Consider the following 24,855-nt stretch of genomic DNA (forward strand, 5'->3'; position numbering starts at 1 on the left):
GTAAGGAATTCCCAAATTGTCGACTTACAAAACCGGCACGGTTTCCGTGACGAACGGCAGCGCTGCGTTTACAGGCACCGGCACCGCATGGGCTATAGCCCTTGTTGCGGGAGGCACGCTCTACGTTGAGGCGCCGGGCAATCCGATGCCCATCGCATCCATAACGGACGACACACATGGCACCGCTGCTATTAAATGGACGGGCGCGACTGGCACGTACAACTACGTCATCGAGTTGGAGAACTCGGCGGCCGCCAACGTCGTAGATATGAATAGCACACTTAGTCGCGTGCTCGTTACGTTGTCGCTGGCTGGCATTACGCCCGACGCCTCCGGCTCCTTGACTGACCGCGCCGCCATTACGCTTACTGTGGCGAACAAAGGCTTTCTGTTCCTACATGCTGAGATCGGCGTTGCGTTCGCGTTCTATCGCTGGACGGGCACCGCCTGGGATGGACCTTTCCCTGTAGCCAGTTCGTCGTCTGGCGGCCCAGTAAGCAGCCTGACCGCAGGCACGGGCATTACAATCGATGCCACCAATCCGACTGTTCCGGTTGTTAGTGCAACTGGTTTTGCCCCTCCGCAAGGCAGGCTGACGCTCACCAGCGGGACCGCGATCACCGCAACTGACGTCAGCGGCGCGACGTCAGTGTACTACATCCCGGCCAGCGGGAACGTCGTTCCTGTGTGGACCGGATCATCGTTCTTCAACAAGGTATTTTCCGAGCTTACCCTCGCCCTAGACGCTACTTCCGGTCACACCGGTTATCACCAGTCGGGTAAGAATTTTGATCTGTTTGTTATCAATGACAGTGGGACGATGAGGCTGGTTAGCGGCCCAGCATGGTCCTCGGATACTACGCGCGGAACCGGTGTAGGAACAACTGAACTGGAGCTCAAGAACGGAATCTGGACGAACAAGAACGCGTTGGCGGCTGCGCGTTTCGGCAGTGCATCAAGTAGCACGCTGGCGGTTGCTGCGAATAGAGCTACGTTCGTCGGGTCAATGCGCATGACGGCGGATGGGACCACCGAGGACAGCGTGGTAAAGCGCTTCATTTCCAATGCATCGAATCTTGCGCAGCGCCGTCTAAGAAGAGCAGACCCAGCGTCACCATGGACTTACTCGCTTGCGACCGAGCGTCAGGCCAACGGCAACACGGCGAACAAGGTCGAGGTGCTTAATTGTCTCGCTGGTCGCATCAGCGACGTGATGCTGATGATTGCAGCCACAAACAGCACCACCACGCCAGCCCTATGTGTGGCTGGCATTGGGTTCGACAGCATCACAGCGCGAAACGGGGCAGTGCAGATGAACGGCCTCACCTATGCCGTTAGCTCGGAAGCTTATCGATCGATTTTCGCCAAGTTCACAGGCGATTGCGGCCTTGGATATCATTACCTGTCCTGGCTTGAACGAGGCGCCGGCACTGCTGACACGCAGACCTGGCAAAACACGCCGGTCTTTGGTTTGTCGGGGTTAACGATCGGATGAGTGTATTCGGAAGTGCGTCGCTAGACCCTTACGTAATCAAAACGCTAGGTATGCCAGCCTCCCAGCCGTACCAGAATACAGATGGGCGCACACTGGTCTATCCCGGCTTGGTTAGTGGCGAGAACACAGCCTTGTTCATCACAGCCGGCCAATCAAACGGTGCCGGCGCCAATCATGTTACCGCAGCCTATACGCCAACAAACGGCGCAAAAAACCAAACCCTGTACCTTTTCAACGGCGGCATCTATCGTACCGCTGACCCCCTGCTGGGCGGGGGGACTGGCTCCCTTGGAAGTTGGGGTGGCCGGCTGGCCGACAAACTCATCGATGCCGGCGTCTTTGCACGAGTAGTTATTTTGCCAACTGACGTCGGGAGTACAGCCGTAGCCGACTGGCAACCTGGCGCGTCGTTTTTCGATCGTCTCATCGTTGCCACGAAACGGGCTTTGTCACTCGGTCTACCCGTCACTGGGTATCTTTGGCATCAAGGAGAAACGGACCAGGCGGCAGGAACATCGCAGGTTGCCTATGCATCTGCACTATCCAGTATCATCACTGGCGTGCGAGCTTATGGCTCTGGTTTCCAGGCTCCGTGGTTCATCGGAAAATGCTCATACAACGGCGGTAACACGAGCGCCGCAGTTCGTGCGGCACAGGCGGCCATCATAGACGGTGCTACGATTTTCGCGGGCGGCGACACAGACAGCCTGACGGGAGCCGGGACAAATCGAGAGGCTGGGAATCTGCATTTTAATGCAACTGGTGCGGACGCGGCGGCGTCCCTCTGGAAAGCCGCGCTCGACGTGGTCTTTTAGGGCGCGCTTATGCTGTCCAGATAGCTGCGCTCGGTCTCGGTCTTGCTCATGGATCGCCACTGCCATCCGTCTGCTGTGCGGCGGCACATCAGAAGTCCTCGCGACACTGAACCGTCAATGAGGCGCCTTCGTTTGAGTGAAAGATGCTCGTGCCAAGATCCGTCGCGACTAATCCTGTACGCGCCATAGTTTAGCGCGATCAGGACCGCGAGCATGCCAGCGAAGAGAAGCGAGCCGTTTGTCATGAAAACTAATATCACTCAAACACCGACAGGCACGCAACCGCTTTATTTCGTATCGACGACTTGTTCGTGGCGGCGGCAAAGCTCTAGTTCGGCTTCCGTAGTGCATTCAACACCATATCGGCATCGTTCGCGTCGCCGCCGTACAGAACTTGGCACACGCCATCCACCAGACTGACGTGCCCGTCCAGGCGGCCCTTGCCGCGAAGACTAGGCAAGGGCAGTGAGCCTGCTGCGGAAACGCTCCTTCATCAGCAGGGCGGGAGTTTCGATGTACCTGAATGACATGCCTGCCATGGCATAGGAGGCGGGCGCCAGGATGAATAAACCGATTGCTTGCTTTTCTCCGACAGACAGCGCGGCTCCGTACTTGTGCACCGTCAAATACCAGATCGGGTAATGGTAGAGGTAAAGACCGTAAGAGATCCTGCCCGTGTAGACGAGCCAGTCAGCCGACATTGCCAAGTGCATGCGCGAGCCTGCATTTGACGAAAGATGGAGCACGATGACGGCGACCGACGCAACAACAAGCGGCTGCTTCCAGGCGAGGTAGTCGGCAGGCAACAGCATCACAAGAACGATTACCATGACGCCAGCAGACGCCGCCGACCAAAGCCACCGCTTGAACTGTTCGGATATCCCGCCGTGGGCGACGATGGCAGGCAGCGCTCCGGCAAATATCGCGTCTGCGCGAGTGTGGAATGCCGCGGAGACCCACATCTCCGGAGCGCCACGGGCCACCAACGTGTAGCGGTTCACCTCTATTGCCAGAACCAAAAACAGCACACCGGCAAAAATCGCGGTGAAGTTCCGGACGCGACCAATCAGGAACAGGAGCGCTATCGGCCAGATAAGATAGAACTGCTCTTCGATTGCCAGCGACCAAGTGTGCCCGAATTCATACATATTCCACAGATCTGTGGCGCGCACCCAGTTGCTCACATAGAAGATAGCGGCAGGAATTGATCGCAGGATGATATTGTGGGGGAATATTCCAAATGCGAGATCGATAGCGCCGAAAAGAAAAACACAGACGAGCAGAGCCGGAGCCAACCGCAGGACGCGGCGGGCATAGAAATTGGCAAGGCTGACGGTGCCTGTGTCGGCAATTTCACGAAGCAGCAGCGACGTGATTAGAAAACCACTCAGTACGAAGAAGATGTCGACGCCGAGATTGCCTTTAGTGATGCCGAAAAGTCCGTCGAAGTGAGAGCACATCACAATCAGCACTGCGCACCCGCGAAGTCCGTCCAGTGACGGATTCCGCTGGCGTTCTACAGTCGCTTGAGCATCGGCTGGCGCTGATCTCGGGAACAGTCTTTTTGCAAGCGACTTAAGCAAGCCGGTCTCTCATTTGGAAAATTGGGCGCAACCTATTCGCAGTCATGCTTCATGACAATTGAAAGAGAACGCAGAGAACAACGTCTGCGGGACCTTAGGCCGGTCGAAATCAAGTCGGCCCCCATATCATCCGAAAGGAAAATTCATGGCTCTTCCCGTGAAAAGGAATCGCTCGCCCGCGTACTCGCGCAATGAGGGCGGCTGCAGCGCTTCAGAAAGCTACCTGAGTGGACCGAACCACTTGGTTCCAAACGTCGCCTCGATGATCGTGATCAGCGAGAAGATTGCGATGAACATGAACATGGCGAAGCTGACCCATTTCAGGACGACAAACTGAAATAGTACGGGTTGCCAAGCGTCATGCAGGCCGTGCAGAAGGGCAAGCGAAATGACGATGGCGGCCAGACTTCCGCATATCGCAAAACCGCGCTCTACCAGTCTTTTCAGCATTACGACCCAGGGGCTCTCCGAGCCGAACTATAGCAAAACTGATAGCAAGACAATCTTCCGCCCAGCTTGATGAGGCTGTCCGCAGCCGAGCTAGTTCGGCTTTCGCAGCGCGTTCAAGATCACGTCGGCCTCATTGCTTTCGCCGTTGCGCCCCACCCGGACTTCCAACGCGGCGCGCCGGTTTGCGCCGGATCGGCCGGTTGTTTATACCGACGAACCAGGCGCCACGACTTTTGTTCTGGCTCCAGGTGAAGGCCCGGCCGTAAAGCTCGCTCCCCAAGCGCTCGGCTTTTGTCGACGATTCCGCAGGAGGTCAGTGTGAAGGGGGTTGCGCTTTTAACAATGCCCAGGAGCGGCTCAGAATGGCTCGGAAGTCTGGCGAATGCCGCCGGCACCATGGGCCGTTTTGGCGAATGGCTGGATCTGTATCACCACTCGGCGAAGCCGCAATCATTTCATGAGTTGGAAACGTCGGTCTTGAAGTTGGGGACTTCGGCAAACCGGCGCTTCGCCATAAAGCTTTTCCCCAACCATCTTCGTGAAACGCACGACAGATTTGGGACGGATTTCTTGTTCGAAATGCTCTCGAAGCATGAAATCGGGCTGGTGTTTCTGGAACGACGGGACCGGCTGAGGCAAGCCATCTCGTACCATCGCGGCAATGTTTCCAAAAAGTGGACAAGCAGGCTTGAAGGGACAGGAGCCTCGGCCGATTACGATTTTGCGGCAATCCTCCGAAGTTACGCCCATCTCGAGGACGGATACCGGTTTTGGTCGAAATATCTCGGCATGATGGGCCTGCCTTTCAAGCATGTTGTCTACGAGCAAGTCCTTGAAGATCCCACGCCTTTTGTGGAAATTGTGGCGGCCTACATGGACGTTGCCCCGCCTGCGCAGGTGGCGCCGTCCGCACTTAAGATCCAGCGTGACGACCTGACAGAAGAATGGGCGGTACGGTTTCGGTCAGATGCAAAAGCTGGCGGAATCATTGACCTGTTGCTGGAGGATGAGAAGCCGGCAGCAAGAACGCTCTCAAATCTCAGTCGATTTTTGAAAAAGCGCCCGCTGAAAAGGGCCTGAGCAAAATTTCAGTTCGGCTTCCGCAGCGCGTTCAACACCATATCGGCATCGTTCGCGTCGCCGCTGAACACGACCTGCCACAACCCATCCACCAGCCCGACATGCCCGCCATCATACGTGTGGATCTCGCCAGCCTTGGCCGCCACCTAATCGCGTAGGCAGGGGCGCAGGTCAGCCCACGGCTTCGGCAACTTTACCCAGTCTCGTTTCATCGGCTTAACGATCCATCTCAAACCAAGTTGTCGTGCAGCCGTCCGGGTGCGTCACCCTGATCCATTCGCCGGTATCGGGCGGGATCGTTACCGGCCCCCAAATCGTCGCGGCCTCGACAACGTTCTCGGCCTCGAAGTCCGCACGCCGCACTGCATTGCAGTCGCGGATCAACTCCACCGTGTAGTCCCCCATCGGCTCGCTCCCGCGCCGACCATAGCCAGATCATCACCCGACAGGAAACATCATGGCAGCGTCCCGTGAAAAGGAATCGCTTGCCCGCGTGCTCGCGCATGAGGGCGGCTACAGCAACCATCCCAAGGATCCTGGCGGCGCCACCATGAAGGGCGTCACCCAGCGGGTCTATGACGGCTATCGCAAGGGCAGGGGCCTTGCCACCAGGTCGGTCAAAGGCATCACCACGGATGAACTGAACGAAATCTATGACAGGCAGTATTGGGATGCCGTGAAGGGCGACCTGGTGCCGGCCGGCGTCGACTATGTCGTGTTCGACGGGGCAGTGAACTCTGGCCCGGCTCGGTCGATCATGTGGCTTCAGCGGGCTCTGGTGCCGCTCTACACAGGCCCGATCGATGGCGTCATCGGAGTTGGCACGCTGGCGGCTATCCAAAGCGTCAATAGCCTGGGTGAGCTCATCAATCGCATCTGCGACGAGCGCATGAGATTTCTCCGGGCGCTGAAGACCTTCCCGACCTTCTGAAAGGGGTGGTCGGCTCGCGTTGCCGAAGTTCGAACCATCGGCAAGGCATGGGCGAGCGGAGCCGCACCGCGAGCAGCGAACTTCATCGATGGCGGTCAGGCCAAGGCGCTAGCCGAAGACGCACAGGCTGCACCATCGACGGCCCCGGCCGACGCGGCGATCGGCGCCGGCATCGGCAGCGGCGGCATCGCGGGCACGCTGCAGGATCTCCAGAACCAGCTTTCCCCGATGTCCTACGGCAGCGAGTTCATCATGAAGGTGGTTTTGGTGCTGGCCGTCCTCAGTGCCGTGCTGCTGCTCGGCAGTGCCGGATATCGCTGGTATGCCAACCGCAAGGCCAAGAGGCTTGCCGCGGCGATGGGCCAGGCCCCAGCATGAGCTAGCTCATCACCTTCCTTGTCGGCCGGCTTGGCGTCTCGCGCCTGGTCGGCGGCGTCATCGGCTGGGCGGCCATCGCCCTTGTCGCCTCGGGCGCCGTGCTCGGGGTCTACGAATTCATCAAGCACAAAGGCGCCGACGAGGTCCGCGCCAAGATCGAGAAGGGAAATCAGAATGCGATTCAAAAGGGGATCGACGCTCGCATGTCTCTTGACGAGTGCATTGACGCTGGCGGCGTGTACGACTTCGGACGTCAGCGGTGTGGCGCCGCTACGACAGGCCGTCGGTAACAGCCTTCCCGGCGCACAGGGCAAGACGCTGGCCGATCAGAACAGGATCGACCGCACCGTGGCGCCCGGCTGCGCCGTGAAGCTCTACACCAGGGCCGAATGCGATCTGCACACGAAGGCCAGCGCCGCGCGCCGGGCCGAACTTAAATAGCGCAGCAAAGGTCGGGACATGCCGGGACCATCCAACAGAAGCCTCGAAATGATGATCGGCGGTCTCCTCGAGGCGACGCAGAACATGCAGCGCGACATCACCGAGATCCGTCGCGACATCAAGGACAGCGATTCCCGTGCCGCCCTGAGCTACGAGCAGTCGGAACAACGCGCCGCCGCCAGCCGCGCGAAGATGTATCAGAAGACCGACGAGCTGGTCGAGCGCGTCAGCGCCACAGAAAGCGCGGTCAGCAAGCTCAATGCCGACATGACCAGCGTCAAGGAAGTGACGGCCGAGGTGACACGCTGGAAGCTCATGGGGCTTGGCGCCCTGGGGGTAACGGGGATGGCGGCGGCGGCGCTGGCATCGCTGGTCACGGCGTACTGGACGGATATATGGCGAGTGCTGCGCGGTGGGTGAGGGAACCTTGAATGTCTGAAGTGGTTTGGCTTCAAAGGAGAACCACGCCATGCAACCCAAATCATCGCGCGATATTCCCGGCACCGATCCCCGCAAGGACACAGACCGGGAGACTCGAGAAGCTGTCGTCAAAACGCCCGACAAGACCAACGACTGGGACCGCGATCAGGTCCACGGTGAGGGCGAGACCATCAACATCGAATCCGAACGCGACGACAATCTCGCAACAGCCGAGACCAATGCCGGTATTCAAGTGGATGGCGAAGTTGCCGAGGAAGACGATGACAATGCGTATCAGAATAGCGACGACGCCTTGCCTGACGATGAAGAAGAGGCCGCCATCGCCCGTCATCCCACCCGAGAAGGTCGGTTTGACGAGATATAGTTACCAGGCAGTCCGTGGTCGCGACCAACCCTGCCGCCGCTCGTTGATCGCTGCTGGATGATCCCAGCGCACTTCCTGGACTTGCCCGCTGTTCCCCCAAGGGACAGCGGGCCTTTTCCGACACGTAAACGCAAAAGCCCGGCTATCTGCCGGGCCTTCTTCTTGTGACTTTGTGGCTAAAAAATTACTGGCCCATTCCGAACTTGTAGGTCAGCCGGGCCATGACGGCATCAACCTTGGCCTTGGTGCGATAGGTCTCGGGATTGTCACCAAGGTGACCGTCATCGAACACGTTGTCACCCGTGCTCGTCTTATGGCCGAGGTCGACGTGGGTATAGTCCACGCCCAGCGAGAGGTTGTTCGTGAGGGCATAGTCGATGCCGGCGCCAAGCGCATAGCCGTTCTGCCACTCATTCTTCTCGTAGGTGACGAGGGCATCGTTGTCTCGGGCGCGGAAGTCCACCTTGCCGCCGGCATAACCCGCCTTGGCGTAGATCAGCACGCGATCGAAGGCGTAGCCGACGCGGCCGACGACCGTCGCATAATTCGAGATTTTGGCGGTCTCTGTGTCCGTGTCCGGGAAGTAGGGGCTCGTGATGGTCTTGCGGATGCCCGTTGCCGTCCAGGTGGCCTCGCCGCCCAGAACCCATTGGCCCCACTGCCATTGCGCGCCTGCATGGATACCGCCGGCTACGCCGCCCTTGTTGAAGTCAAAGCCTTCCGTGCCGGCCGGAACGGCGTCGGTGAAAAATCCACCATTCGGCTCCGTTACGTCCGTCGCCGTGATGTCGCCATTGGCAAAGCCGAGATGGCCGCCGACGTAGAAACCGCTCCAGTCATAGGTCGACCCCGCGATCGGTGCCACCATGTCGGCTGCTGAGGCTGTGCTTGCCGCCAGGGTGGCAACGGCCAGAACTGCTAAGAATTTGTTCACGTATTTTCTCCAGACCCAAGTAAAACCCTCGTTGAGGACAATAGCCGAGATCGTGAGCAAATTGTGTGACGATTGTGCAACCACTTTTATTTTATCTTGGACCAACCCGCTATCGATCGCTGGACCCGCGCTGGCCTCGCGGAAGGCAATAGCCAGTAAAGTTGCCCCGGGGCTTTTGCCGGGTCTCGGTGACCGCTAAGTGAGGTTTGAGGGAACAAGTTCCTGCTGACGAAATTAGAAGGCTGCGCTGCCGCCCATGCAGTGCGAGTTCCAACCTTGTCTGTGCCCGCTGCCGAAAGGTGGCGGGCTTTTTCGTCGTGAGGTGGAACTTCGGTCTTTAGCGCTTGTTTGACTGGAGGCGGCCGTCTTCAGCGAGCGGCCGCTGACCAAAGACCCAAATCTTGGTCGGCCCGCGCTTCCCCGAGAGGCGCGGGCCACTCTATCCCCCATTGGCAAGCCAGCGGATTGTGCTTGTTCTAGTCGGTTATTCCATGCTTTCGATCAGATGGAAGCCCGTCACTGTTTTCGCGGTGGCGGCCTTTTTTGCCTTTATCTGACATGTTACTCAGCAACCGACTCAGGGGCGCAGTATGCGGCTGATAGTATTTGCAATCGTGATCGGGCTTTTTATGGCATCAGGCTTTTGGTTGGCAGCCGAACTGGTGCTTGTCAGCCAAGCAACAGAGCTGCCGGGTTGACAAGCTCTCGTCGCGGAAGGCAGTTTGCCGGCTTGAGCGAAAACGCGGGGAAGTATCCTATGAAGAAGACCTATTTTAAGCCGGTGCTGGTGAAGCGCGAGAAGTTGACGGCTGTTGTCGCCGTTTGCGTTTCTAACTGCCCCACCTGATCCTGGCTTGCCGACATCAAAGCTCGCTGGCTTCGGCCGGCGGGTTTTTTGTTTATCAGGGTGTGCGCGGTAGTTATTTCCGGACGCCGGGGAACATCAGGATTGTTGCTCCATCTTCCGGCTCCAGCGGCTCGTGGCCCGGGCCTTCGTGCCACATCACCTGGCGCAGGTCGCGCTGATCGACCATCTGGCCACAGTAGGGGCACGGATAGAAATTGTCTTCTTGTCGCTCCGGCTCGCCGCCGTGCAGCTTGCCTTGGACGGGCCGGCCCAAGTCTGAAAGTTTCGTCATGTCTGCATGTCCTTGCTCACGTCATCGAGCATTTTGAGTGCGGAACTCCTGTCAGATGGCAGCGATAGTCCTTGATCAATCGCCGCAGCCTTGAACGCTGCAAAAGCGATAGCTGGTTTGCAGGTGCCATCTTTGGCTGCAGCTATGGTCACGATCTGCGAGCCATGCCGCTGGCCGATCGACGCGAGATCCTGCAAGGCATGATCCCGGAAGGCGGGCGAATACAGTTCAGCGAAGCGCTGCCCGGCACTGGCGCGGCGGTCTATCATCTCGTCGACAAGGCCGGCCTTGAAGGCGTGGTGTCCAAGAGGAAGGACAGCGCCTATCGCAGCGGCCCTACGATGGCCTGGCGCAAGATCAAGTGCTTCGAAGAGAAGCAGATGGACATCATTGGCGTGCAGCGAGATCCCGGCAAAGCCGCGCAGGTTATAATGGCTGAAAAGGGCCACTATAAAGGCGGCGCGTTCGTGAGGCTAAGGGCCGACAAGAGGCAAGCCCTGTGGGACCGTGTGCAAGGCAAGGTCGGCGGTCCCGTTCCGAATGGACACAAGAAGGATAAGGCCGAGTGGCTGAAACCTGGCCTGGTCGGCCGCGTGAAGACGCTCAAGGGCGAGGAGAAGCTGCGACACGCGAGACTGCTGGACTATTGGGAAGAGAATTGAGACGGCTTGCCTTGGGCAGACGCTGTGCTTCTATTGCGCATCCGGTTGCTGAGGAGAAACCGATGCCAATGCGACACAAGGCCCGTGAGGCTGGTAACTTTGATCCATCCGAGGTTGAATTGCTGGGGCGTGTTTTCGACCAACTCAAGATGGATTTTCGGACAGAGGAGCGCGACGCGCTCGCGTCCCGCATCATCGCCAATTACATGGCCGGCATCAAAGACGAGACCGAGCTGCTCTCTGTGTCAAAGCAGCCGCTCGGCCGGTAAGGGGAACGCTGATGGCCGTCGCCAAGAAGGACCAGGAGCGCGCGAACTACGCCTGGATGTACGGCGCGCAGGCGCGCAAGGACGGCAAGGAGCGCGTCGTGCCCGAGTTCTGGCAAGAGCATGCCGACGCCTGGTTGCAGGGCTTCGACGGCGTGGCGTTCGGCGAACAGCCAAAGCCTGTGAGCCCCGACATGGAGGCCGAAGTCGATGAAGACGCCGTCGACGGGCCGGCCGGAACCTAAAGCCTTGGTCGAGCTTAAGGCTCAATGAGCACACGCGGCATCAACTTCCTTGATCAGTGGATCGCGAACAATGTTCCCGAAACCGCCAAGGCCGATGTTGTTTCCGTTGATGAGCTGACCCACAAACTCATCGCGGACGCCAAGGCGCTGGGCATCAAGCGCAGCGAGATCGATGAAGAGGTCGACAGTCTCTACCGCACCATCCTCGACGCGATCGTGCATTTCGACCCGGGCCTGTCCGAATAGGGCGCGGCTAAAGATACCGATCTCCGTTGCCGCGGTGCGCGAAGCAAAACCAGTGCGATTCTGCTCGAGGCCGAGCAAATCCCCAGCCGGCAATCTTCCCGCAGCCATCATGCTCGCATGTGTGGCCCAGCACCTTGGCGCGGTCGCGCGGTGCTGGCGTCATGCCTTCGGCAAGCCTCGCGGGTTCGTCACTCACAGCGGGTTGATTGGCCCGACCAGGGCAGGGTGGTCGTTGGGCTGCTTGTTGATGACGGTCGAATTGACGTCACGACCGACGCGATTGAATTGCAGCTGCCCGTCGATGTCGTGGCTGAGGATGTCCTTCAGGTATTCCTTCGGCGTCGACGGGTCGAGCCAGGCATCGTAATAGGCCGGGTCGAGAATGACGGGCTGGCGATCGTGCAGGTTCTTCATCGGCTCGCCGGCGGGCTCGGTGATGATGGTGCAGCTGGTGATGTCGAGATTGGAATTGTGGGCCCACAGGCCGGCGAACGAGAAGGGCGCGTGGCCGGGCTGGTAGATGTGCCAGGGATCCTTCTTGCCGTCGGCCGGCGATATCGTCCACTCGTAGAAGCCATCGGCCGGGATCAGGCAGCGCTTTGATTTGAAGGCGTCACGGAAGGCCGGCGCCGTATCGACACCCTCGATCCTGGCATTGAACATGGCCGCCTTTGGAATTTCCTTCGCCCAGAACGGAACGAGCCACCATCTCCCCTCGCGCAAGCGGTGGTTTCCATTCTCGCCGGCGGTGACGAAAGGGACGTCCTGCGTCGGGGCGATGTTGTAGCGCGGCTCGTCGTTGCGGCCGGTCTCGGCCGGCGCCGTCAGCCGGTAGAGCCGGTGGATCTCCGACCATGAGAGATATCGGGTGTATCGTCCGCACATGATCTGCCTCTAGCTGCGTAGGATCTCGGGGACACGGAGCGGGCCGAGATCGAGGATGCGCCTGTAGTCATCGGTGCGCCGCCAGGAGCCACGTATCTTGCCATTCTCCCGATCGCGCTTCGGATCGAACGCTTCTCCGGCGAAATGATCGCGGAACGTCTTCGCCGCGGCGGCGTCGGCAAAGCAGTGCAGCCGATAGCTTTCATATTTGCCGTTCGGCCACACCGCCTGCACCTGCCTGACCTGGAATGCCATCCCGCGATCCTGGCAGAACCTTGTAATCACCGTGAAGTTCCGATCGGTGCAGATGTCGTCGGGCAGAGCAACCTGGTGAGGCCAATCGCGATCGATGACGGAAGGCGCCGGAATCCTGCGGTTGCGCTTGACCATCAGTGCGACGTCGGTTTCTCTATTGCCGCCTCAAGCGCATCAATGGCGGCATAGACGGCTTGGCGCTTGGGCTCGATCGGCTCTTCGGGCCTGAAGCCTGAAAGCGCCAGTGTGGTATAGGCAACGGTCACGGCTGCAACCAGATCACGCGAATCGTCCAGATCGGCCGCCAACCTGTCCGCCAGTATGCCGATCTGGGAGTTCCAAAATTCGCGTTTGCCGTCTTCAGCAGCCGTAAAGGCGCGGAGCATTGCCAGCGCCGCCGGTCGATCGGCCAATTGGGTTGCAGGATCGAACAGCAATTCCAACCCAAACGCTCTCAGCCTCTTTTCCTCCGCCCAGCCTTCGCAGCATGCCTGCAGCGCCGCATTGTTGGCTTCGTACCAGACGTCGGCAGCGGCATATTCCGCTTCCGACGGCTCCTGGTCCGGCGGGAAGCCCATCTCATCCCAGCCCTCGACGGCAAAAGCGCCGCCTGCGGCCCGTTCAGCCGTCATTCCAGCGCGGTTGAAAACGGCTCTCGCAGCTTCCAAGCCTCGCTGCATTTCTTCGGGTGATGCGCCCCGAGCGCGCATGATGACGTCCATGCCTGCCTCCTGTGGCTATCGCGCCAATAGTGAACGAAAAGAGAACATGGAGTCAAGTCCGTGCTTGACGGCACAGGAATATGTTCCTTATTTCTGACGTGCATCTGAGCAGGAAGGGTAATGGGAAAGCGCCAAAACGCGCCGAACGGCGAAGCTGTGTCCGAATTGGAACGAGCTGCCCAGCGCGCAATAGAGGCGGCCGGCGGCGACGCTGTGGTGGCCTTGCTGAAGGCTCTCGCCAGAAACGCCGTGCTGGAGCACGAGCTTGCCCTGTCGCGCGCGGCCGTCTCGAACGGCTTCTCCCGTGGCTGGCACAGGACGCGGCCACTATGACCAGCAATGAGGACACCTATCGCATCGAGGTTTGGGACAGCGAGGAGGAAAAGACGTTTCTCGAAACCATCAGCCGGTCCTCGGATTTTGCCGTCAGCATCGCTGCCTGGCACGCCGCGATGAGGCGCCGGCCAGGCATGCTGCTGATCCACTACAACAGCCGCCACGTCATGGAGAAGGTTCTGGCGCCAGGCGAGGTCAAGCTCCCGCCGCAGACGATCATTGATGGAAGCGTTCACGCCGGACTGGATGTTGCCCTGGGTGATCTGCGCAGCTGGCACATTTTGCGCGCCCATTGCATCAATTGCTCGCACCATGCGGATGTGAAGCCAGAAGGACTGATCCGGCGCTATGGCAAGCATGCTCTTTTCAGTACGGTCGAACGCGCCCTTTTCTGCACCAGTTGCAAGAAAGGCGGGCCGGTTCGGATGGAGATACACAGCATGCCGCGAAACTGAGGTGATGGCCGAGCGCTTGCGACCCGAAGGCGCCAACTCAGAAGACAAAATGCGTGCGCTTTAGCCCGGTTTTTATCGGTGGCTCGTCAAAGCATCCTGGTCTGCAATGAGCCCACCAGAACTCTCGTCCCGCTTCGCAGTCGACTGATCTTCGGTCCCAGTGCTCAAGCGGTCGGCGGGTTCTTGTATCGAGCCTCGCGGAAGTCGAGCAAGTTCTGAAACACCTCTAGTTGCCCCGTGAAGTTGCGCGCCAGATATCGAACCAGTTTGGGGTTGTTCAGCAGTCGGTCGAAATAGTTCGTAGCGGCGATCAGGTTTAGCATCTCTGAGCCGTGGGTGCTGGCAGCGCTCAGATATTTATGGCTGACCTCGGCAATGTCGGCTTCCATGGCAGCCATTTGCGCTGAGGAAATACCCTCGTATCTTTTTCTACGAGCCAAGGGATTGGTGAGTTGTGATCGTGGGGTGAGTTCGATCAGGACCTTCGCTACTCGAAATTGCACGCGGTCCATCGCGAGCATCAGGCGGACAATTTCAACCTGCCGGCCCGGCACGACCTCTCGTAACAAGCCGAAGATCTTCAAGGGGGCGCCGAAATCCTTCAGCCTGTCGAGAGCTTCGAGGCAGATGCCTTCGACAAGCGGCTCGGCGACGCGCGGCAAGGGGTTCTGCCGGTCTTCGGAGATACCTGTTTTCATCCCGGCATCTGGCGAATTTTGCGTCAAGATCGAAGGAAGCGTTGCGAAGCCACTCGATTGAAGCAACCCTTGAAATGCAGTGATGCGCAGGACATGACGAAAGGCATCGACGACGCTTTCCATCTGGTGTTTCACCGCGTCGGCTTCCCCGATGAATTCCTTCATATTGTCGACCTGGCGCCTATAGGTCTTCAACAAACCGGGGCCACGCAGCGGGTTCATTGGCGCCCGCGAATCTACCGTCAGCCGAATGGCATGCCGGTTGTTTGTGACGAAGTGGCGAAGCTCGGCTTTCGTCGTTCTCATGAGTTTGCCGGAATTGGTTCTCGTCTCGCCATCTCAACCACAGGATCAAGCGAGGCGAAGAGGAAGGCATCAAGGCGCACGCCATTGTCGAACTTGAGCATGCGAAGAGCAGACTGCGCTTCATGAGCGGGTGCGATCAGGAAGTCACGAACGGTCCGATTATCGGGCTCCATCCTGATCAAAATCGTCACGTCTGGCCCAATGAGACCCCGCTTCCAGAACGGCCAGCGTGGATAACCGGTGACCATAATCAGATATTGCGCAATCCAGATCGCCACGGAGAATTCATCATTGACACGCATAATCTTTGTTTGGGGGTCGTACAGCGCTGAACCACCCACCCTGCCGATGTCCGACATCAAGTTCTCGATTGTTTGCTGCCGAATCTGATCGAGCCGCCTTTTGATGTCGAGTCTCCGAAAGTTCGCCGACCCGTCATATCCGATCAACTGGTAGGCGGCGTTCATGCTTCCAAAGCGATGCGCGTAAATGCTGGCTGAATGACAGCTTGGAGCGGCATCAATGATTGGGCTCGACAGCCTCCCCCGTTCTTTCAAAAGCTTGGTCAGATCGGCCAGCAACTCCTCATCGGGTTTGAGGTAAGTGCGCGCCCGCCTGATAGCTTGCGCACTATCGAACAGCGCCCGGGTTACGAGCGGCTCGATGACGTTGTCGGCGCGAACAAATGCGCTTGGCGGATTTCTCACCCGGTTTTGCAGAAGCCTATGGGATATCCGGTTCCATACACTGTTGCCGATATATTTCTCGCTGGCCAGTATCGTGCCTACGCACGCTCCGGTCCAAGGCCGGCCAAACTCGGTGACCAGGCCACGCGCGTTTAGAGCGGCCGCAATTTCGACTGCCGTTTTTCTCCTTTTCACGAACTGGTTGAATATCCATCGGACGGTTGAAACCTCATCTTCAGGCCCGGGAACGAGAACGACGCGGTCGCTGGCCAGACCTTTTCGCTCATCATGATTGAGGATTGCCTTGGGATTTCCAGAGCCGTCGACGAGAAGCCGCCTCAACCCATAGCCGGCGGGACCCCCTCCGCTGAAACCCAGTTTGACTATTCGGCTTTGACCGGAAAAGACCCTATTCGACAGCATTCGGCTGTACTCCGCAGCCATACTGCGCTTGATGGCCTTCAGAACATCGGACCCAATGCTCCCATCGTTGACGAATAGCTCGGCGCAGAATTCGATCCGCACTCCGGCTCTTTGGCATCGGTATTCATAAGACGCGCTTTCATCAGTATTCTGAAAGCGTCCCCATCGGCTAACGTCATAGACCACGACGGTTTCGAAATCCGCCCGCCGGCTTTCGACATCTTCGATCAGCCGCTTCAAACCCGGGCGCCCCCAGAGGTTGAGCCCGCTTCGGCCCGGATCTTCATACGTTGCAACGATCTCGTAACCCATGACTTCTGCATAGTTACGGATCGCGTCCTTTTGATTGTCGATGGAGTAGATTTGCCTCTCCGTCGACATGCGCAGGTACTGAGCAGCGCGAGCCCTTCGCCTTTCAATCTCGGTGGGTGTAGCTGCTTTGTCCATCGCGAGCGCCATGGTACTCAGACCTGATAATAGGGACCTGTACCGCCTGCGATTTGGTTAGGAAAACATCTCCAGTTTGTTTCGAATGCGAGCCGTCGGCCACATCCAGATATATCCGTGCGCAACTATACTGGCCGTTGAGATCGGCGGGCATGCTCGTTCCCTTTCCGCTTTGGAAACCATGGCTTTCAACTCATGGGAAACCCTGACTCACTTCGTGAGAAGCCGCGCCGCCGTTCCGCCGCAATGCAGCCGCACTTGCCTGGGCATCGGCCCGCGTGGCCTCAAAAGGAGGTTCTTCAGATGATCATCAAGAAAGCGATTTTGGCTGTCCTCATGACCGCCGCACTTGCGGGCTGCGAGACGCAAACCGAAGGCCAGCAGCGTGCCACCACCGGCGCCCTGCTCGGCGGCGCCGGCGGCGCTCTTGTCGGCCAGGCCATCGGCGGCAACACCAAGAGCACGGTCATCGGCGCTGCCAGCGGCGCCCTGCTCGGCGCCGTCGTCGGCTCGGCCACCACGCCGCAGCGTCGCGGCGAACAGATGTGCCGCTATCAGGACCGCTATGGCCGCATCTACACGGCGCCTTGCGACGACCGGTATTACAACGGCAATTATTGAGGCCCCGCTGTCGCCTTCTTTGCGAAGGCCCACACCATTAGCGGATATTCTTTGGAGCTGAACACCTTTTGCCGCTTCTAGCATGTCAGTGAAAGAGCAAACCGTTCCCGTCGTGGGACGGTTTGCTTGCTCGGGCGACATTTGGGCCGGCTGGGCATCGTGACCTGACCCGACGCGGATGAGGGAGGTCACGACCGAATGGCGGCTAAGCGCCTCATGTCGGCCGTTCTGGCAACTTTTGTCATTGCCCAAAAGCAGACGCCCCCTTCGAGAATGCATTGTCAAGCCGACACTCGAGAAGTGATAATGCGACAGGCTGCGTCGCGACACTGTCTAGGCCTACGCTGTCGCTGTCGCGTCCAGCATGTCAAGGCTCGATGCCGGAGCCGTTGCTCGAGTTGTTCTCATTTCATTATCGGTCGACCCGGAAGAACCCGCACGGCTAGGCTGCATGGACATCCGATATCGTCGGGCCCGCTTCCCGGTATGACCGTTGTGGATCTATTAGATTACTGTGATGCTGCGACCTGAGGACTGGACAGTGATGGTGCAAATATTTCAACTAGCACCATCATTGGATCGGATTTTCACATGAGCACAAATCGCCGAGTAGTAATTGACAACGCCACTCTGAGTGGCGTCGAACGCATCACAGGCATGAGCCAGACTTTGAATCTGAACAATGTCGATAACGACATTCTCTGCCTCGAAAAGCTGGTCACTGCGATCCTGTTCAGTGACGAATTGATCGGTGTCGACGACTACAAGGATGAGTTTCGCTCAAGCAGGCTGAAAAACTTCGACTTCATTGGATTCACTAAGATCGACCAACCAACGTACGCAGCGCTCGCTGAAGACGCGGCAAAGTTTGCGCGCAGCATGGCGTTTTCATTCGAGGGCTCCAAACCGGCTGGTGATGTCGTCAGTTTTTTCGAGGCTCTTCGGATCGATCCACAGCTGCGATGGGACGTTTGGGTTTCAAGCGAATATTTGACGCTTTCCTACTTGGTGAAAGATACAAAGTACGCTTCTTATGAGACTTCAATTGATAGCGTTTTCCGCAATGAGGATGCTGATCGCGCGCTAGTAGCTGTGGAGACGGATCACCGACCGGCTTTCAGCGTCGCAGACCGCCCAGACATTGCCGACGTCAAGGATCTCGTGGGCGCACTTTCGTCGAACAACTCGCAATACGCGGGTACTGACGGGAAGAGCGCGCTGGACCGCATCCTGTTCGGCTACGGCTGGGCCGCTGAGCGGTCGCATTTCTATAACGCGGTCGCGCATACGCTGGAAGCCGATGCCTATTTGGCGCCTCTTCGAGACGCATTTTGCGAGAGCTGCTGTCGGATTGATTATCCCTCCCAGGTCATCGGCCTGCTCGAAACGCTGAAGGCGAAGTCACAGGAGACACTATCTTCCATTCTTGAGCCAAGCGGGCAGGCCAGGTTTGCAATCCGCTTACCCTTTTTTACTGCCTATCTGATATCGAGAACGAGCAACCCGAACCAGTGCATTGATCTCGCTCTATCAATGCGCAACATGAGCGAATTTCGCGAGTGCCGGACGATATTCCAAAATCTCAATCACCTGTCAGCCGCGGACAAAATCCAGGAAGTCAACGGCATTCTAAAGTATCTTGAACAGTCCTGCGCCAGCCTGATGAAAAAATATGCCGTCTCGACGGACAATGGTTTGCAATTTTCTCTATCACTGGGACTGACGGGTATAACTCTAGGTGCCAGTCTAAAGCTCAATCAGCTTTTTCGTTCCTATAAAAACAAACCATTCGCCCGCATCTTTCGAAATATCGCACAAGATATGCTCAACGTGGAGCGACTTGGCGGGCTGCACGATAAGATTTGCTCCTCGATCCGGAAGCATCCCAAAGCGACTTATCCAAAAATTTCGGCTACTCCAAAATATATGGAACACAAGCAAAGTGGCCACAGCCGCCCTGCTGAGCTGTGAAAACGCCACTCCGCGGGTATGCAAAGCGTCCGGCAGCCAAACCTATGCTAAATTTGCAGTGTCGGCTCTCGCGAAGAGGCAATATCAAATCCGTCGGAGATCTCGGGAAAGATACCCTCCAACTCGTTGATCACGTGCTTTGCGATACCCTGTGAATCAATATGTACCCCAATGTCGGCTTGCGGAAAGTCGACATCGCCGGATGCAGACGCCCAATTGAGACTTGTGATAACAACATTGTCGTCGTCCCAAGCAACGAACTTGCCGTGCAACGGAATCAGACCTGTCTTCACCAGACGAACGCCATTTGTCGCAGCCTCTTCCGCCAGTGTCCTAGCGTGCCGGTTTCTAAGCGGGCCAGATGGCATGGTATAGAGGAGCGTCGTGTCCACTTTCGCGCGTTCTACTGCTGCCTCGGCTTGTATCACCACACCGGGCCTAGCAGTCGAGCCTAACCTATGGCTTCCGACGACGACGCGGCGGTCCGCAGCCCCGCTCGCCGTCCTCATCATAACGTCATGACTGTCACCAAAAATAAGAGAGATTTTGGTAGATCCACCCTTAGGAGTATGTCGCCGCAGGTCGCGTGCGACGATGGCCATCTCCGTTGCGATGTCGTCTGACAGGCCACGGCGGCCAACCATACGCTGCATGGCGACCGCAACATCGGCGACGACGGCTGGGTCGCGAAGTATAGCCGTTAGTTCGACAGCCCGGAATGGTGTAGAAAGCCAGTTACACGATCCGACCGCAGCAATCCAGTCGCCTTCAGCCGTGTCTGCTAGAAGGACTTTTGCATGCGAACCTGTGCTACGCATATGGACACGGAAGCGACGAGCAACATCGCGATCCTCGCGAACCATTTTGGCAATTTCAACAGCAGAGGCACTGTTGCGCGTTTCCTCTTCATCCAACGACTCTGCTCCCCAAAGCATGTCGAAAGTCACGCCACGGAGGCAGGCTGTTCGTATGTCGTCGAACAGATCCTTGAACCGCCGATGGTCGAGAAATGTTGAATGAACGACCACTCGACTAGCGGCATTCGCAAGTAGACTCCGGAGAAACTCAAGCTGAGCCGAACCTCCAACGATGATGTCCGCCGGATCGAAATCGCAGTCATGGACCGTCGGCTCCGGTACTGACTCTTCGGCCGAGCCACCGTAGCCGACGGCAACCTGGGTCGTTCCCTGTGGCAGTGAGGCTGCTTTGTCGATGACTGCTCGCAATCCCTGCGACGCGCTCTCGGGAACATTTCGCGGAACACCATCAACCACGCGAATCATCATGAATTCAGCGCGTAGTGATGACGTCCGGCCGTCGACTAGGGCGACTTGTTCCTCCCAACCCCGGGCTGCAATCTGGGAAAGGCGACTGAGGTTGGCTTCATGTGACATCGACGGTCCGCCGCCCTCGACAATGACAAGCCGAAGATCAGGGTCCGTTTCGTTGGCCAGAGCGGTTTCAGAGATTACCCGCACTTGGCCCGTCGGGAAGAAGCTTCCAGTGGCTCTTTCGATGACAAAACTGACGCGTTTGACTTCGCGCTTGGGGAAAAAGGGAAGCGGGCGACCGCTTGCTACGACCTCTTTGCCATAGTCGCTAGCTCGAAAGCCAGCTCCGTTGCTCTGAACAGTGAGTTCAATCAGGCGAAAGCGCATCAACCTTGCGATGGATGCGACGATGATTTGCCTAGGCAGGCCCGACTCCGTGGAGAGCTGAGCGATCGATCGTTGCTGCTGGGCCGTTGCCCAAAGGATCATTTCGTCGACTACGCTCCATGCACGGCCTCTATCAATACCGACGTTGCACGAGAGCCGAAAGGCGGGAATGGCGATCAGCATGCTAACTGCCCAATCGCAAAATGTTTGGATCGATCACGCTGGCCAGCTTTACATTTTGCCCCCGCGTCTCACGTGCCAGCTGGTCTATCGTATCGGCGACATCAGTGAGAAACGCAAGATCGTGCTTACCGGCGTCTGGATTTACGCCCCGCACGGCTTCGCGAAGAAAAGCTAGACTACCAACAATCACGAGTTTCGACTTGGCTCGGCTCAAGGCGACATTCATACGTCTGCGATCTCGCAAGAAGCCGAGTGCACTAGCCCCCGTTCCCGAGTTGTTTCTTACGAGCGAGAGGATCACCAGGTCGGCTTCATTGCCTTGGAACCCATCAACGGTACTCACCCATTTCTTGCCGCCGAGCACAGGCGCGAAATTCGAAAGATGGCCCAGCAATCCACTTCGGATGCCAGCGTCGATCCGCTCACTAAGCTTCTCCACCTGCGCTTTGTAAAAGGACAAAACCACCAAGGTCGGAGGCTTTTCCGATGTCTTTCGAGCGCGGATATGTCTGAGGACATCGAAGGTGGCGTGCACTTCACTTGGATTATGCCACCGGGGTCGCATCTTCTCCGCACGCGCCCCTGAGCCTGTTGCACTAACGTGCTTGAAATCGACCATCACGACGGGCGATTGTGGCAGCGGCTCTATGACCTCGAATGGTGGCTCCTTCTCTTCTGCCGCCTTTGCCCGATCGGGTTGTGTGTGGAGCTTGTTCTCGTAGAACGCGGCAGACACAATACGCGCAATCGCCGGATCCATACGCCGTTGCTCGGTTAGCGTGGAAGAGATGGGGCGATGATTAGAATTACCAAGGAGGCGGCGCTCATCTTCCACGACGAAAGTCCTGAACGGTTCGAATAGTCGCAACGCCATATCGGCGATTTCGCGTAACGACACAGGGTCGCGGGCAACCTGTTCCAGTTCTCCAATTTCCCCATCTCGCATCAAGGGACCGACGTACTGATCCGACAGTTTCAGTGCTTCTGCCACCAGGCTGTGGTCGCGCAGCACCTTTACGAGACGATCAGCCTCGAAGGGTGGCAACTGGTGGTGATCTCCGATCAGCAACCGCCGACCGGAAAGCATGAGTGGACCGATCAATTCAGGGCCAGTCGCTTTCGCTGCCTCCTCGACAATGACCCAGTCAAACTGCTCACGGGCCTCGACCAGCCGCTCTATGTCGGGCGAATTTGCAGTTGAAATCACTATGTTGGCGGCATCTAGAACCAAGCTCGACACTGCATTCAACGCGACGCGATCATCCTTCTCGAAGGCGTCTTTTGATTTCGACAGCCGGCCGGCGGACGCAGTCAAACTGTGAACTCGATCCCGCAGAGGCCCAGGCGCATCTCGGGTTAATGGGCTTTCGGACAGAATTTTTAAATACTCCAATCCGGCGCGATGAACGTCCTCGTCGCTCGTGGGCCTCCGCTCGGATGCGGTTGACCTGACTATGATGAGATCGTCGAGCTTGTTCTCCTCCAGCATCTCCTTGACTTTCTCCTGAAGGTGGTCGAGCGCATCATGGCCCTGAGCAGTCAGCAAGAGGCGAGCTGAGCGGTCGTCGGAAAAGCGGCGCCTGACAGTTTCAGTCGCCAGACGTGTCTTCCCCACACCGGGCGGACCAACAACAAAATAGGACGGCAAGGTCGACCATAGCCCGACAAGCGCCTCCTGCTTGGGTACGTCCAGGTCCTCAAAGTATTTGTCAGCTTTGTCATCCTCACTAAGGTCTTCGCGGCTCGATCGACGAACGCGCCACGGATCGTCTAGCATCTCCGAGAGGTCGACACGCGTTGTCAGCGCTTTGATATTGCGAAGACGTCGGGCTATCACCCCTTCGGTCCCAGCGTCCCTCTCAGGTCTGAGAAACAATGGTCCGCTGGATGGCAAATCTTCGTCAACCTCAAAACGGTACGCCAAACGGCCGCGATGCTCTTGAATATCGGCAAATGTCGCAGTCACATCGTTGCGGCGACTGGCTCCAAGGCTGGCGGCCTGCGAGAAGCGCCACTGCGCGTCGGCGTCGCGGTGATCATCTTCGAACAGACGCTTCAAGGCGGCGGATGCCTCAGTAAGTCCGATACGTTTTGCGATGGGGTCCCTTTCATTTTGGGGCTGTGCACGCACCACGACATAACGCCTGCCATCTCTGTGCTCAGTACCGAGCAACTCGACGGGATAGACTTCAAGCGACTTCACGACTGCTTCGATGACCTGCACTAGCAGTAGCGACCGTCTGATGAGATCGGTGCGAGTGGGAGCGCCAGTACCGCCGCGGGGAGATGCAAACACGCTCCAATCGAGCGCATCGGGTCCGAGCCGCGCACGAGTATCCACCGCTAGGCGGACCGAACTCACCACCTCGATTGGCTGCACCAGTTCATGCTCGTCTTGGTCGCCTATCCGGAGGGCTTCAGGACGCGGCTCGGCGCGACCGCAGACCGCGACGTCCCAAGCCGCCGAGCCGTCCTGTCGGATCGGTCCTATGCTGTAATTCATCGTCGACGTGACGAGATTTGCTTTGTCCTGCGCCGGATCGAAATTGCGCGGCATCATTAGTGTCGCGCCGCCGTCTAAGTCGGCTCTAACCCAGTCCAGTTGCGCGCGGTATTCATCAATCGGTATCGCACCCTCAGTAACCGTGAACACCGCCTCACCCAGTCCGGAGTTTTGGGCAAACATCAAGATGAAGGTGCCGGAACGGGATGCCACCGACCGACCGACGTCCGCGATGATATCATCGACTGCGCGCGCGATGGAAAGAGCCTCAAGGCTGTCCGTTCTTGTCGGGTTAACCAATCTCTTCAGAAACACGCGCTCGGATGTGCTGAGATTGATCGGAGTTTCTGACCGGCCGGCCGATTGGACGTCGCCAGATAGGCGAACCACCGCGTCGAGGGAATGTGCGGCCAACTTCCCCAATGCTCGCCAGTCTTCAGCAAATGAGTAGCGATCAGTGCGGATCGCAGCGGCAACCTCACCCAGTTTGGCTTGTGCTTTCTCTGATTTGTCAGCGGAGAGCCAGAGACTCCATTCGAACCCGGTAAGCTGAAAGTCAGGGTCTTCGGATCCTTCAGTCATCACACAGCCGGCAGAGATGGTGCCATGAACCAAACCTTGGGCATGCACGATTCCGAGGGCGGTTACCAAACGCCTGATGTTCCGCCAGAAGAGCGTACGAGGCCTCGGCGCACCAAGATTTTTCAACCAGTGCTGACGCGACACCCTGAGCTGCTTCGCAGAGAGCGGCTGACCAGCGTGCTCAAGAAGTACTCCGAAGTTTTCGGAATCTTCGACGAATTCGAGGATATCGACGATTACGTCGCGAGCTCCCGCATAGGACATCACACGCTGAACCTGACGCATTTCATGCAACCAAAGTTGCCGAAGGTCGGCGTCGACGGAGTTCCCAGTCTTACGCCAGAGCTTGAGGTTCCGTTCGAAGCCGGTCGTTTGGTCCAACACCTCAAACTGAGCAGACCGAAGTGCCTTTTTCTCCCCGGGTGCTACGGCGTCACCGAGGAAAACAAATCGAGTTTCGAGTGGAGGTAGAGCGCGACCGGCGCGCCGTTTCGTATTACTTACCGCCATTGTTCATCCAAACCCCTTCGGCAAACTGTAACAGCAATCCTGACTTCATGTCGCGGGTCCCCTTTGCTTTATCTGCCGGGCAGTGAAGCTGCTAGCAAATCTACTGTTTCCAAAAAGCGGACGCTCAGACAGCAGGCGCATGTA

The 24,855-nt window shown here is 57.9% G+C and carries 29 protein-coding genes; 15 read left to right on the top strand and 14 right to left on the bottom strand.

All coding sequences use genetic code 11. The features are described 5' to 3' along the window. Window positions 1–16 precede the first annotated feature (16 nt). Entirely contained in the window at window positions 17–1,495 is a 1,479-nt protein-coding gene (locus tag EB230_RS20690) for a hypothetical protein (protein WP_172373807.1), read from the top strand. 131 nt (window positions 1,496–1,626) lie between these two features. Beyond that, entirely contained in the window at window positions 1,627–2,310 is a 684-nt protein-coding gene (locus tag EB230_RS20695; RefSeq protein ID WP_172373809.1) for a sialate O-acetylesterase, read from the top strand. 452 nt (window positions 2,311–2,762) lie between these two features. Here EB230_RS20695 and EB230_RS20700 read toward each other — a convergent pair whose 3' ends face one another. Beyond that, window positions 2,763–3,893 carry an acyltransferase gene (locus EB230_RS20700; RefSeq protein WP_281410908.1) on the bottom strand — a complete coding sequence of 377 codons (1,131 nt, stop codon included), beginning with the start codon at window positions 3,891–3,893 and terminating at the stop codon, window positions 2,763–2,765. A gap of 219 nt (window positions 3,894–4,112) precedes the next feature. Then, a complete protein-coding gene (locus EB230_RS20705; RefSeq protein WP_172373813.1) occupies window positions 4,113–4,343 on the bottom strand; it encodes a hypothetical protein in 231 nt (76 codons plus the stop codon). A 318-nt stretch (window positions 4,344–4,661) separates the two neighbouring features. Here EB230_RS20705 and EB230_RS20710 point away from each other — a divergent pair, with 318 nt between their 5' ends. Beyond that, on the top strand, window positions 4,662–5,423 hold the full coding sequence (locus tag EB230_RS20710; RefSeq protein WP_172373815.1) for a Stf0 family sulfotransferase: 762 nt from the start codon (window positions 4,662–4,664) through the stop codon (window positions 5,421–5,423). Between the two features lie 8 nt (window positions 5,424–5,431). Here the strand turns inward: EB230_RS20710 and EB230_RS20715 are convergent, their stop codons facing one another. Together EB230_RS20715 and EB230_RS20720 are read right to left on the bottom strand one after the other, a co-directional pair. Beyond that, window positions 5,432–5,569 (bottom strand): hypothetical protein, encoded by a 138-nt coding sequence (locus EB230_RS20715; protein WP_172373817.1) that lies wholly within the window; start codon window positions 5,567–5,569, stop codon window positions 5,432–5,434. 70 nt (window positions 5,570–5,639) lie between these two features. Continuing rightward, on the bottom strand, window positions 5,640–5,828 hold the full coding sequence (locus EB230_RS20720) for a hypothetical protein (RefSeq protein WP_172373819.1): 189 nt from the start codon (window positions 5,826–5,828) through the stop codon (window positions 5,640–5,642). A gap of 52 nt (window positions 5,829–5,880) precedes the next feature. On the opposite strand from EB230_RS20720, the gene EB230_RS32695 reads away from it, so the two are divergent. Beyond that, window positions 5,881–6,354, top strand: a complete 474-nt coding sequence (locus EB230_RS32695; protein ID WP_246738825.1) for a glycoside hydrolase family 108 protein — start codon at window positions 5,881–5,883, stop codon at window positions 6,352–6,354. Window positions 6,355–6,587: 233 nt separating this feature from the next. Here the strand turns inward: EB230_RS32695 and EB230_RS32700 are convergent, their stop codons facing one another. Beyond that, window positions 6,588–6,917: a hypothetical protein gene (locus tag EB230_RS32700; protein WP_246738826.1), complete on the bottom strand. Its 330-nt coding sequence runs from the start codon at window positions 6,915–6,917 to the stop codon at window positions 6,588–6,590. Here EB230_RS32700 and EB230_RS20730 point away from each other — a divergent pair. Genes EB230_RS20730 through EB230_RS20740 form a run of 3 tightly spaced genes read left to right on the top strand, consistent with a single transcriptional unit; the run spans window position 6,907 to window position 7,978 of the window. Beyond that, a complete protein-coding gene (locus EB230_RS20730; protein ID WP_172373821.1) occupies window positions 6,907–7,173 on the top strand; it encodes a hypothetical protein in 267 nt (88 codons plus the stop codon). The two genes, EB230_RS32700 and EB230_RS20730, sit on opposite strands and share 11 nt — an antisense overlap. Window positions 7,174–7,221: 48 nt before the next feature. Continuing rightward, entirely contained in the window at window positions 7,222–7,593 is a 372-nt protein-coding gene (locus tag EB230_RS20735; protein WP_246738827.1) for a DUF1515 family protein, read from the top strand. A gap of 49 nt (window positions 7,594–7,642) precedes the next feature. Next, entirely contained in the window at window positions 7,643–7,978 is a 336-nt protein-coding gene (locus EB230_RS20740) for a hypothetical protein (protein ID WP_172370959.1), read from the top strand. Between the two features lie 184 nt (window positions 7,979–8,162). Here the strand turns inward: EB230_RS20740 and EB230_RS20745 are convergent, their stop codons facing one another. Beyond that, on the bottom strand, window positions 8,163–8,912 hold the full coding sequence (locus tag EB230_RS20745) for an outer membrane beta-barrel protein (protein ID WP_172373825.1): 750 nt from the start codon (window positions 8,910–8,912) through the stop codon (window positions 8,163–8,165). 920 nt (window positions 8,913–9,832) lie between these two features. Beyond that, a complete protein-coding gene (locus EB230_RS20750; RefSeq protein ID WP_172373827.1) occupies window positions 9,833–10,051 on the bottom strand; it encodes a hypothetical protein in 219 nt (72 codons plus the stop codon). Window positions 10,052–10,122: 71 nt separating this feature from the next. Here EB230_RS20750 and EB230_RS20755 point away from each other — a divergent pair, with 71 nt between their 5' ends. The 4 genes from EB230_RS20755 to EB230_RS20770 all read left to right on the top strand — a co-directional run bounded on the left by EB230_RS20755 (window position 10,123) and on the right by EB230_RS20770 (window position 11,470). After that, complete coding sequence (locus tag EB230_RS20755; RefSeq protein WP_246738828.1) at window positions 10,123–10,713, top strand: hypothetical protein; 591 nt, start codon at window positions 10,123–10,125, stop codon at window positions 10,711–10,713. Between the two features lie 68 nt (window positions 10,714–10,781). Further along, a complete protein-coding gene (locus tag EB230_RS20760) occupies window positions 10,782–10,982 on the top strand; it encodes a hypothetical protein (RefSeq protein ID WP_348646670.1) in 201 nt (66 codons plus the stop codon). An 11-nt stretch (window positions 10,983–10,993) separates the two neighbouring features. Continuing rightward, a complete protein-coding gene (locus EB230_RS20765; protein ID WP_172373831.1) occupies window positions 10,994–11,224 on the top strand; it encodes a hypothetical protein in 231 nt (76 codons plus the stop codon). A gap of 24 nt (window positions 11,225–11,248) precedes the next feature. Next, a complete protein-coding gene (locus EB230_RS20770) occupies window positions 11,249–11,470 on the top strand; it encodes a DUF768 domain-containing protein (RefSeq protein WP_172373833.1) in 222 nt (73 codons plus the stop codon). Window positions 11,471–11,662: 192 nt separating this feature from the next. On the opposite strand, the gene EB230_RS20775 is transcribed toward EB230_RS20770, so the two are convergent. From EB230_RS20775 to EB230_RS20785, 3 genes are all read right to left on the bottom strand, one after another. Next, entirely contained in the window at window positions 11,663–12,355 is a 693-nt protein-coding gene (locus EB230_RS20775) for an SOS response-associated peptidase (protein WP_172373835.1), read from the bottom strand. A gap of 9 nt (window positions 12,356–12,364) precedes the next feature. Continuing rightward, a complete protein-coding gene (locus tag EB230_RS20780) occupies window positions 12,365–12,610 on the bottom strand; it encodes a hypothetical protein (protein ID WP_172373838.1) in 246 nt (81 codons plus the stop codon). Between the two features lie 134 nt (window positions 12,611–12,744). Further along, the gene (locus EB230_RS20785) at window positions 12,745–13,332 is read right to left on the bottom strand and encodes a hypothetical protein (protein WP_172373840.1); all 588 of its coding nucleotides are present in this window, start codon (window positions 13,330–13,332) and stop codon (window positions 12,745–12,747) included. A 120-nt stretch (window positions 13,333–13,452) separates the two neighbouring features. Here EB230_RS20785 and EB230_RS20790 point away from each other — a divergent pair, with 120 nt between their 5' ends. Together EB230_RS20790 and EB230_RS20795 are read left to right on the top strand one after the other, a co-directional pair. Further along, window positions 13,453–13,665 carry a hypothetical protein gene (locus EB230_RS20790; RefSeq protein ID WP_172373842.1) on the top strand — a complete coding sequence of 71 codons (213 nt, stop codon included), beginning with the start codon at window positions 13,453–13,455 and terminating at the stop codon, window positions 13,663–13,665. After that, on the top strand, window positions 13,662–14,123 hold the full coding sequence (locus EB230_RS20795; protein ID WP_172373844.1) for a hypothetical protein: 462 nt from the start codon (window positions 13,662–13,664) through the stop codon (window positions 14,121–14,123). The genes EB230_RS20790 and EB230_RS20795 overlap by 4 nt, the downstream gene beginning before the upstream one ends. 164 nt (window positions 14,124–14,287) lie before the next feature. On the opposite strand, the gene EB230_RS20800 is transcribed toward EB230_RS20795, so the two are convergent. Both EB230_RS20800 and EB230_RS20805 read right to left on the bottom strand, forming a co-directional pair. Further along, window positions 14,288–15,127, bottom strand: a complete 840-nt coding sequence (locus tag EB230_RS20800) for a plasmid partitioning protein RepB C-terminal domain-containing protein (protein WP_172373846.1) — start codon at window positions 15,125–15,127, stop codon at window positions 14,288–14,290. After that, window positions 15,124–16,683 (bottom strand): recombinase family protein, encoded by a 1,560-nt coding sequence (locus EB230_RS20805; protein WP_172373849.1) that lies wholly within the window; start codon window positions 16,681–16,683, stop codon window positions 15,124–15,126. The genes EB230_RS20800 and EB230_RS20805 overlap by 4 nt, the downstream gene beginning before the upstream one ends. A 303-nt stretch (window positions 16,684–16,986) precedes the next feature. Between EB230_RS20805 and EB230_RS20810 the strand changes: the two genes are divergently transcribed. After that, entirely contained in the window at window positions 16,987–17,304 is a 318-nt protein-coding gene (locus tag EB230_RS20810) for a YMGG-like glycine zipper-containing protein (protein ID WP_172349661.1), read from the top strand. A 591-nt stretch (window positions 17,305–17,895) separates the two neighbouring features. Then, on the top strand, window positions 17,896–19,275 hold the full coding sequence (locus EB230_RS20815; RefSeq protein WP_172373851.1) for a hypothetical protein: 1,380 nt from the start codon (window positions 17,896–17,898) through the stop codon (window positions 19,273–19,275). Window positions 19,276–19,322: 47 nt separating this feature from the next. Here EB230_RS20815 and EB230_RS20820 read toward each other — a convergent pair whose 3' ends face one another. After that, a complete protein-coding gene (locus EB230_RS20820) occupies window positions 19,323–21,116 on the bottom strand; it encodes a phospholipase D-like domain-containing protein (protein WP_172373853.1) in 1,794 nt (597 codons plus the stop codon). Between the two features lies 1 nt (window position 21,117). After that, window positions 21,118–24,711 (bottom strand): ATP-binding protein, encoded by a 3,594-nt coding sequence (locus EB230_RS20825; protein ID WP_172373855.1) that lies wholly within the window; start codon window positions 24,709–24,711, stop codon window positions 21,118–21,120. Window positions 24,712–24,855: the final 144 nt, after the last annotated feature.

The sequence above is a fragment of the Mesorhizobium sp. NZP2234 genome, from assembly GCF_013170765.1.
Taxonomy (GTDB): domain Bacteria; phylum Pseudomonadota; class Alphaproteobacteria; order Rhizobiales; family Rhizobiaceae; genus Mesorhizobium; species Mesorhizobium loti_D.

What these genes read in the sequence shown, in the direction of transcription:
- EB230_RS20815 (WP_172373851.1), top strand. Translation starts at nt 17,896, where the DNA reads ATGAGCACAAATCGCCGAGTAGTAATTGACAACGCCACTCTGAGTGGC.
- EB230_RS20750 (WP_172373827.1), bottom strand. Translation starts at nt 10,051, where the DNA reads ATGACGAAACTTTCAGACTTGGGCCGGCCCGTCCAAGGCAAGCTGCAC.
- EB230_RS20735 (WP_246738827.1), top strand. Translation starts at nt 7,222, where the DNA reads ATGATGATCGGCGGTCTCCTCGAGGCGACGCAGAACATGCAGCGCGAC.
- EB230_RS20820 (WP_172373853.1), bottom strand. Translation starts at nt 21,116, where the DNA reads ATGCTGATCGCCATTCCCGCCTTTCGGCTCTCGTGCAACGTCGGTATT.
- EB230_RS20760 (WP_348646670.1), top strand. Translation starts at nt 10,782, where the DNA reads ATGCGACACAAGGCCCGTGAGGCTGGTAACTTTGATCCATCCGAGGTT.
- EB230_RS20825 (WP_172373855.1), bottom strand. Translation starts at nt 24,711, where the DNA reads ATGGCGGTAAGTAATACGAAACGGCGCGCCGGTCGCGCTCTACCTCCA.
- EB230_RS20730 (WP_172373821.1), top strand. Translation starts at nt 6,907, where the DNA reads ATGCGATTCAAAAGGGGATCGACGCTCGCATGTCTCTTGACGAGTGCA.
- EB230_RS20790 (WP_172373842.1), top strand. Translation starts at nt 13,453, where the DNA reads ATGGGAAAGCGCCAAAACGCGCCGAACGGCGAAGCTGTGTCCGAATTG.
- EB230_RS20720 (WP_172373819.1), bottom strand. Translation starts at nt 5,828, where the DNA reads ATGGGGGACTACACGGTGGAGTTGATCCGCGACTGCAATGCAGTGCGG.
- EB230_RS20805 (WP_172373849.1), bottom strand. Translation starts at nt 16,683, where the DNA reads ATGGACAAAGCAGCTACACCCACCGAGATTGAAAGGCGAAGGGCTCGC.
- EB230_RS20800 (WP_172373846.1), bottom strand. Translation starts at nt 15,127, where the DNA reads ATGAGAACGACGAAAGCCGAGCTTCGCCACTTCGTCACAAACAACCGG.
- EB230_RS20785 (WP_172373840.1), bottom strand. Translation starts at nt 13,332, where the DNA reads ATGGACGTCATCATGCGCGCTCGGGGCGCATCACCCGAAGAAATGCAG.
- EB230_RS20795 (WP_172373844.1), top strand. Translation starts at nt 13,662, where the DNA reads ATGACCAGCAATGAGGACACCTATCGCATCGAGGTTTGGGACAGCGAG.
- EB230_RS20705 (WP_172373813.1), bottom strand. Translation starts at nt 4,343, where the DNA reads ATGCTGAAAAGACTGGTAGAGCGCGGTTTTGCGATATGCGGAAGTCTG.
- EB230_RS20780 (WP_172373838.1), bottom strand. Translation starts at nt 12,610, where the DNA reads ATGGCATTCCAGGTCAGGCAGGTGCAGGCGGTGTGGCCGAACGGCAAA.
- EB230_RS20770 (WP_172373833.1), top strand. Translation starts at nt 11,249, where the DNA reads ATGAGCACACGCGGCATCAACTTCCTTGATCAGTGGATCGCGAACAAT.
- EB230_RS20765 (WP_172373831.1), top strand. Translation starts at nt 10,994, where the DNA reads ATGGCCGTCGCCAAGAAGGACCAGGAGCGCGCGAACTACGCCTGGATG.
- EB230_RS20775 (WP_172373835.1), bottom strand. Translation starts at nt 12,355, where the DNA reads ATGTGCGGACGATACACCCGATATCTCTCATGGTCGGAGATCCACCGG.
- EB230_RS20740 (WP_172370959.1), top strand. Translation starts at nt 7,643, where the DNA reads ATGCAACCCAAATCATCGCGCGATATTCCCGGCACCGATCCCCGCAAG.
- EB230_RS32695 (WP_246738825.1), top strand. Translation starts at nt 5,881, where the DNA reads ATGGCAGCGTCCCGTGAAAAGGAATCGCTTGCCCGCGTGCTCGCGCAT.
- EB230_RS20810 (WP_172349661.1), top strand. Translation starts at nt 16,987, where the DNA reads ATGATCATCAAGAAAGCGATTTTGGCTGTCCTCATGACCGCCGCACTT.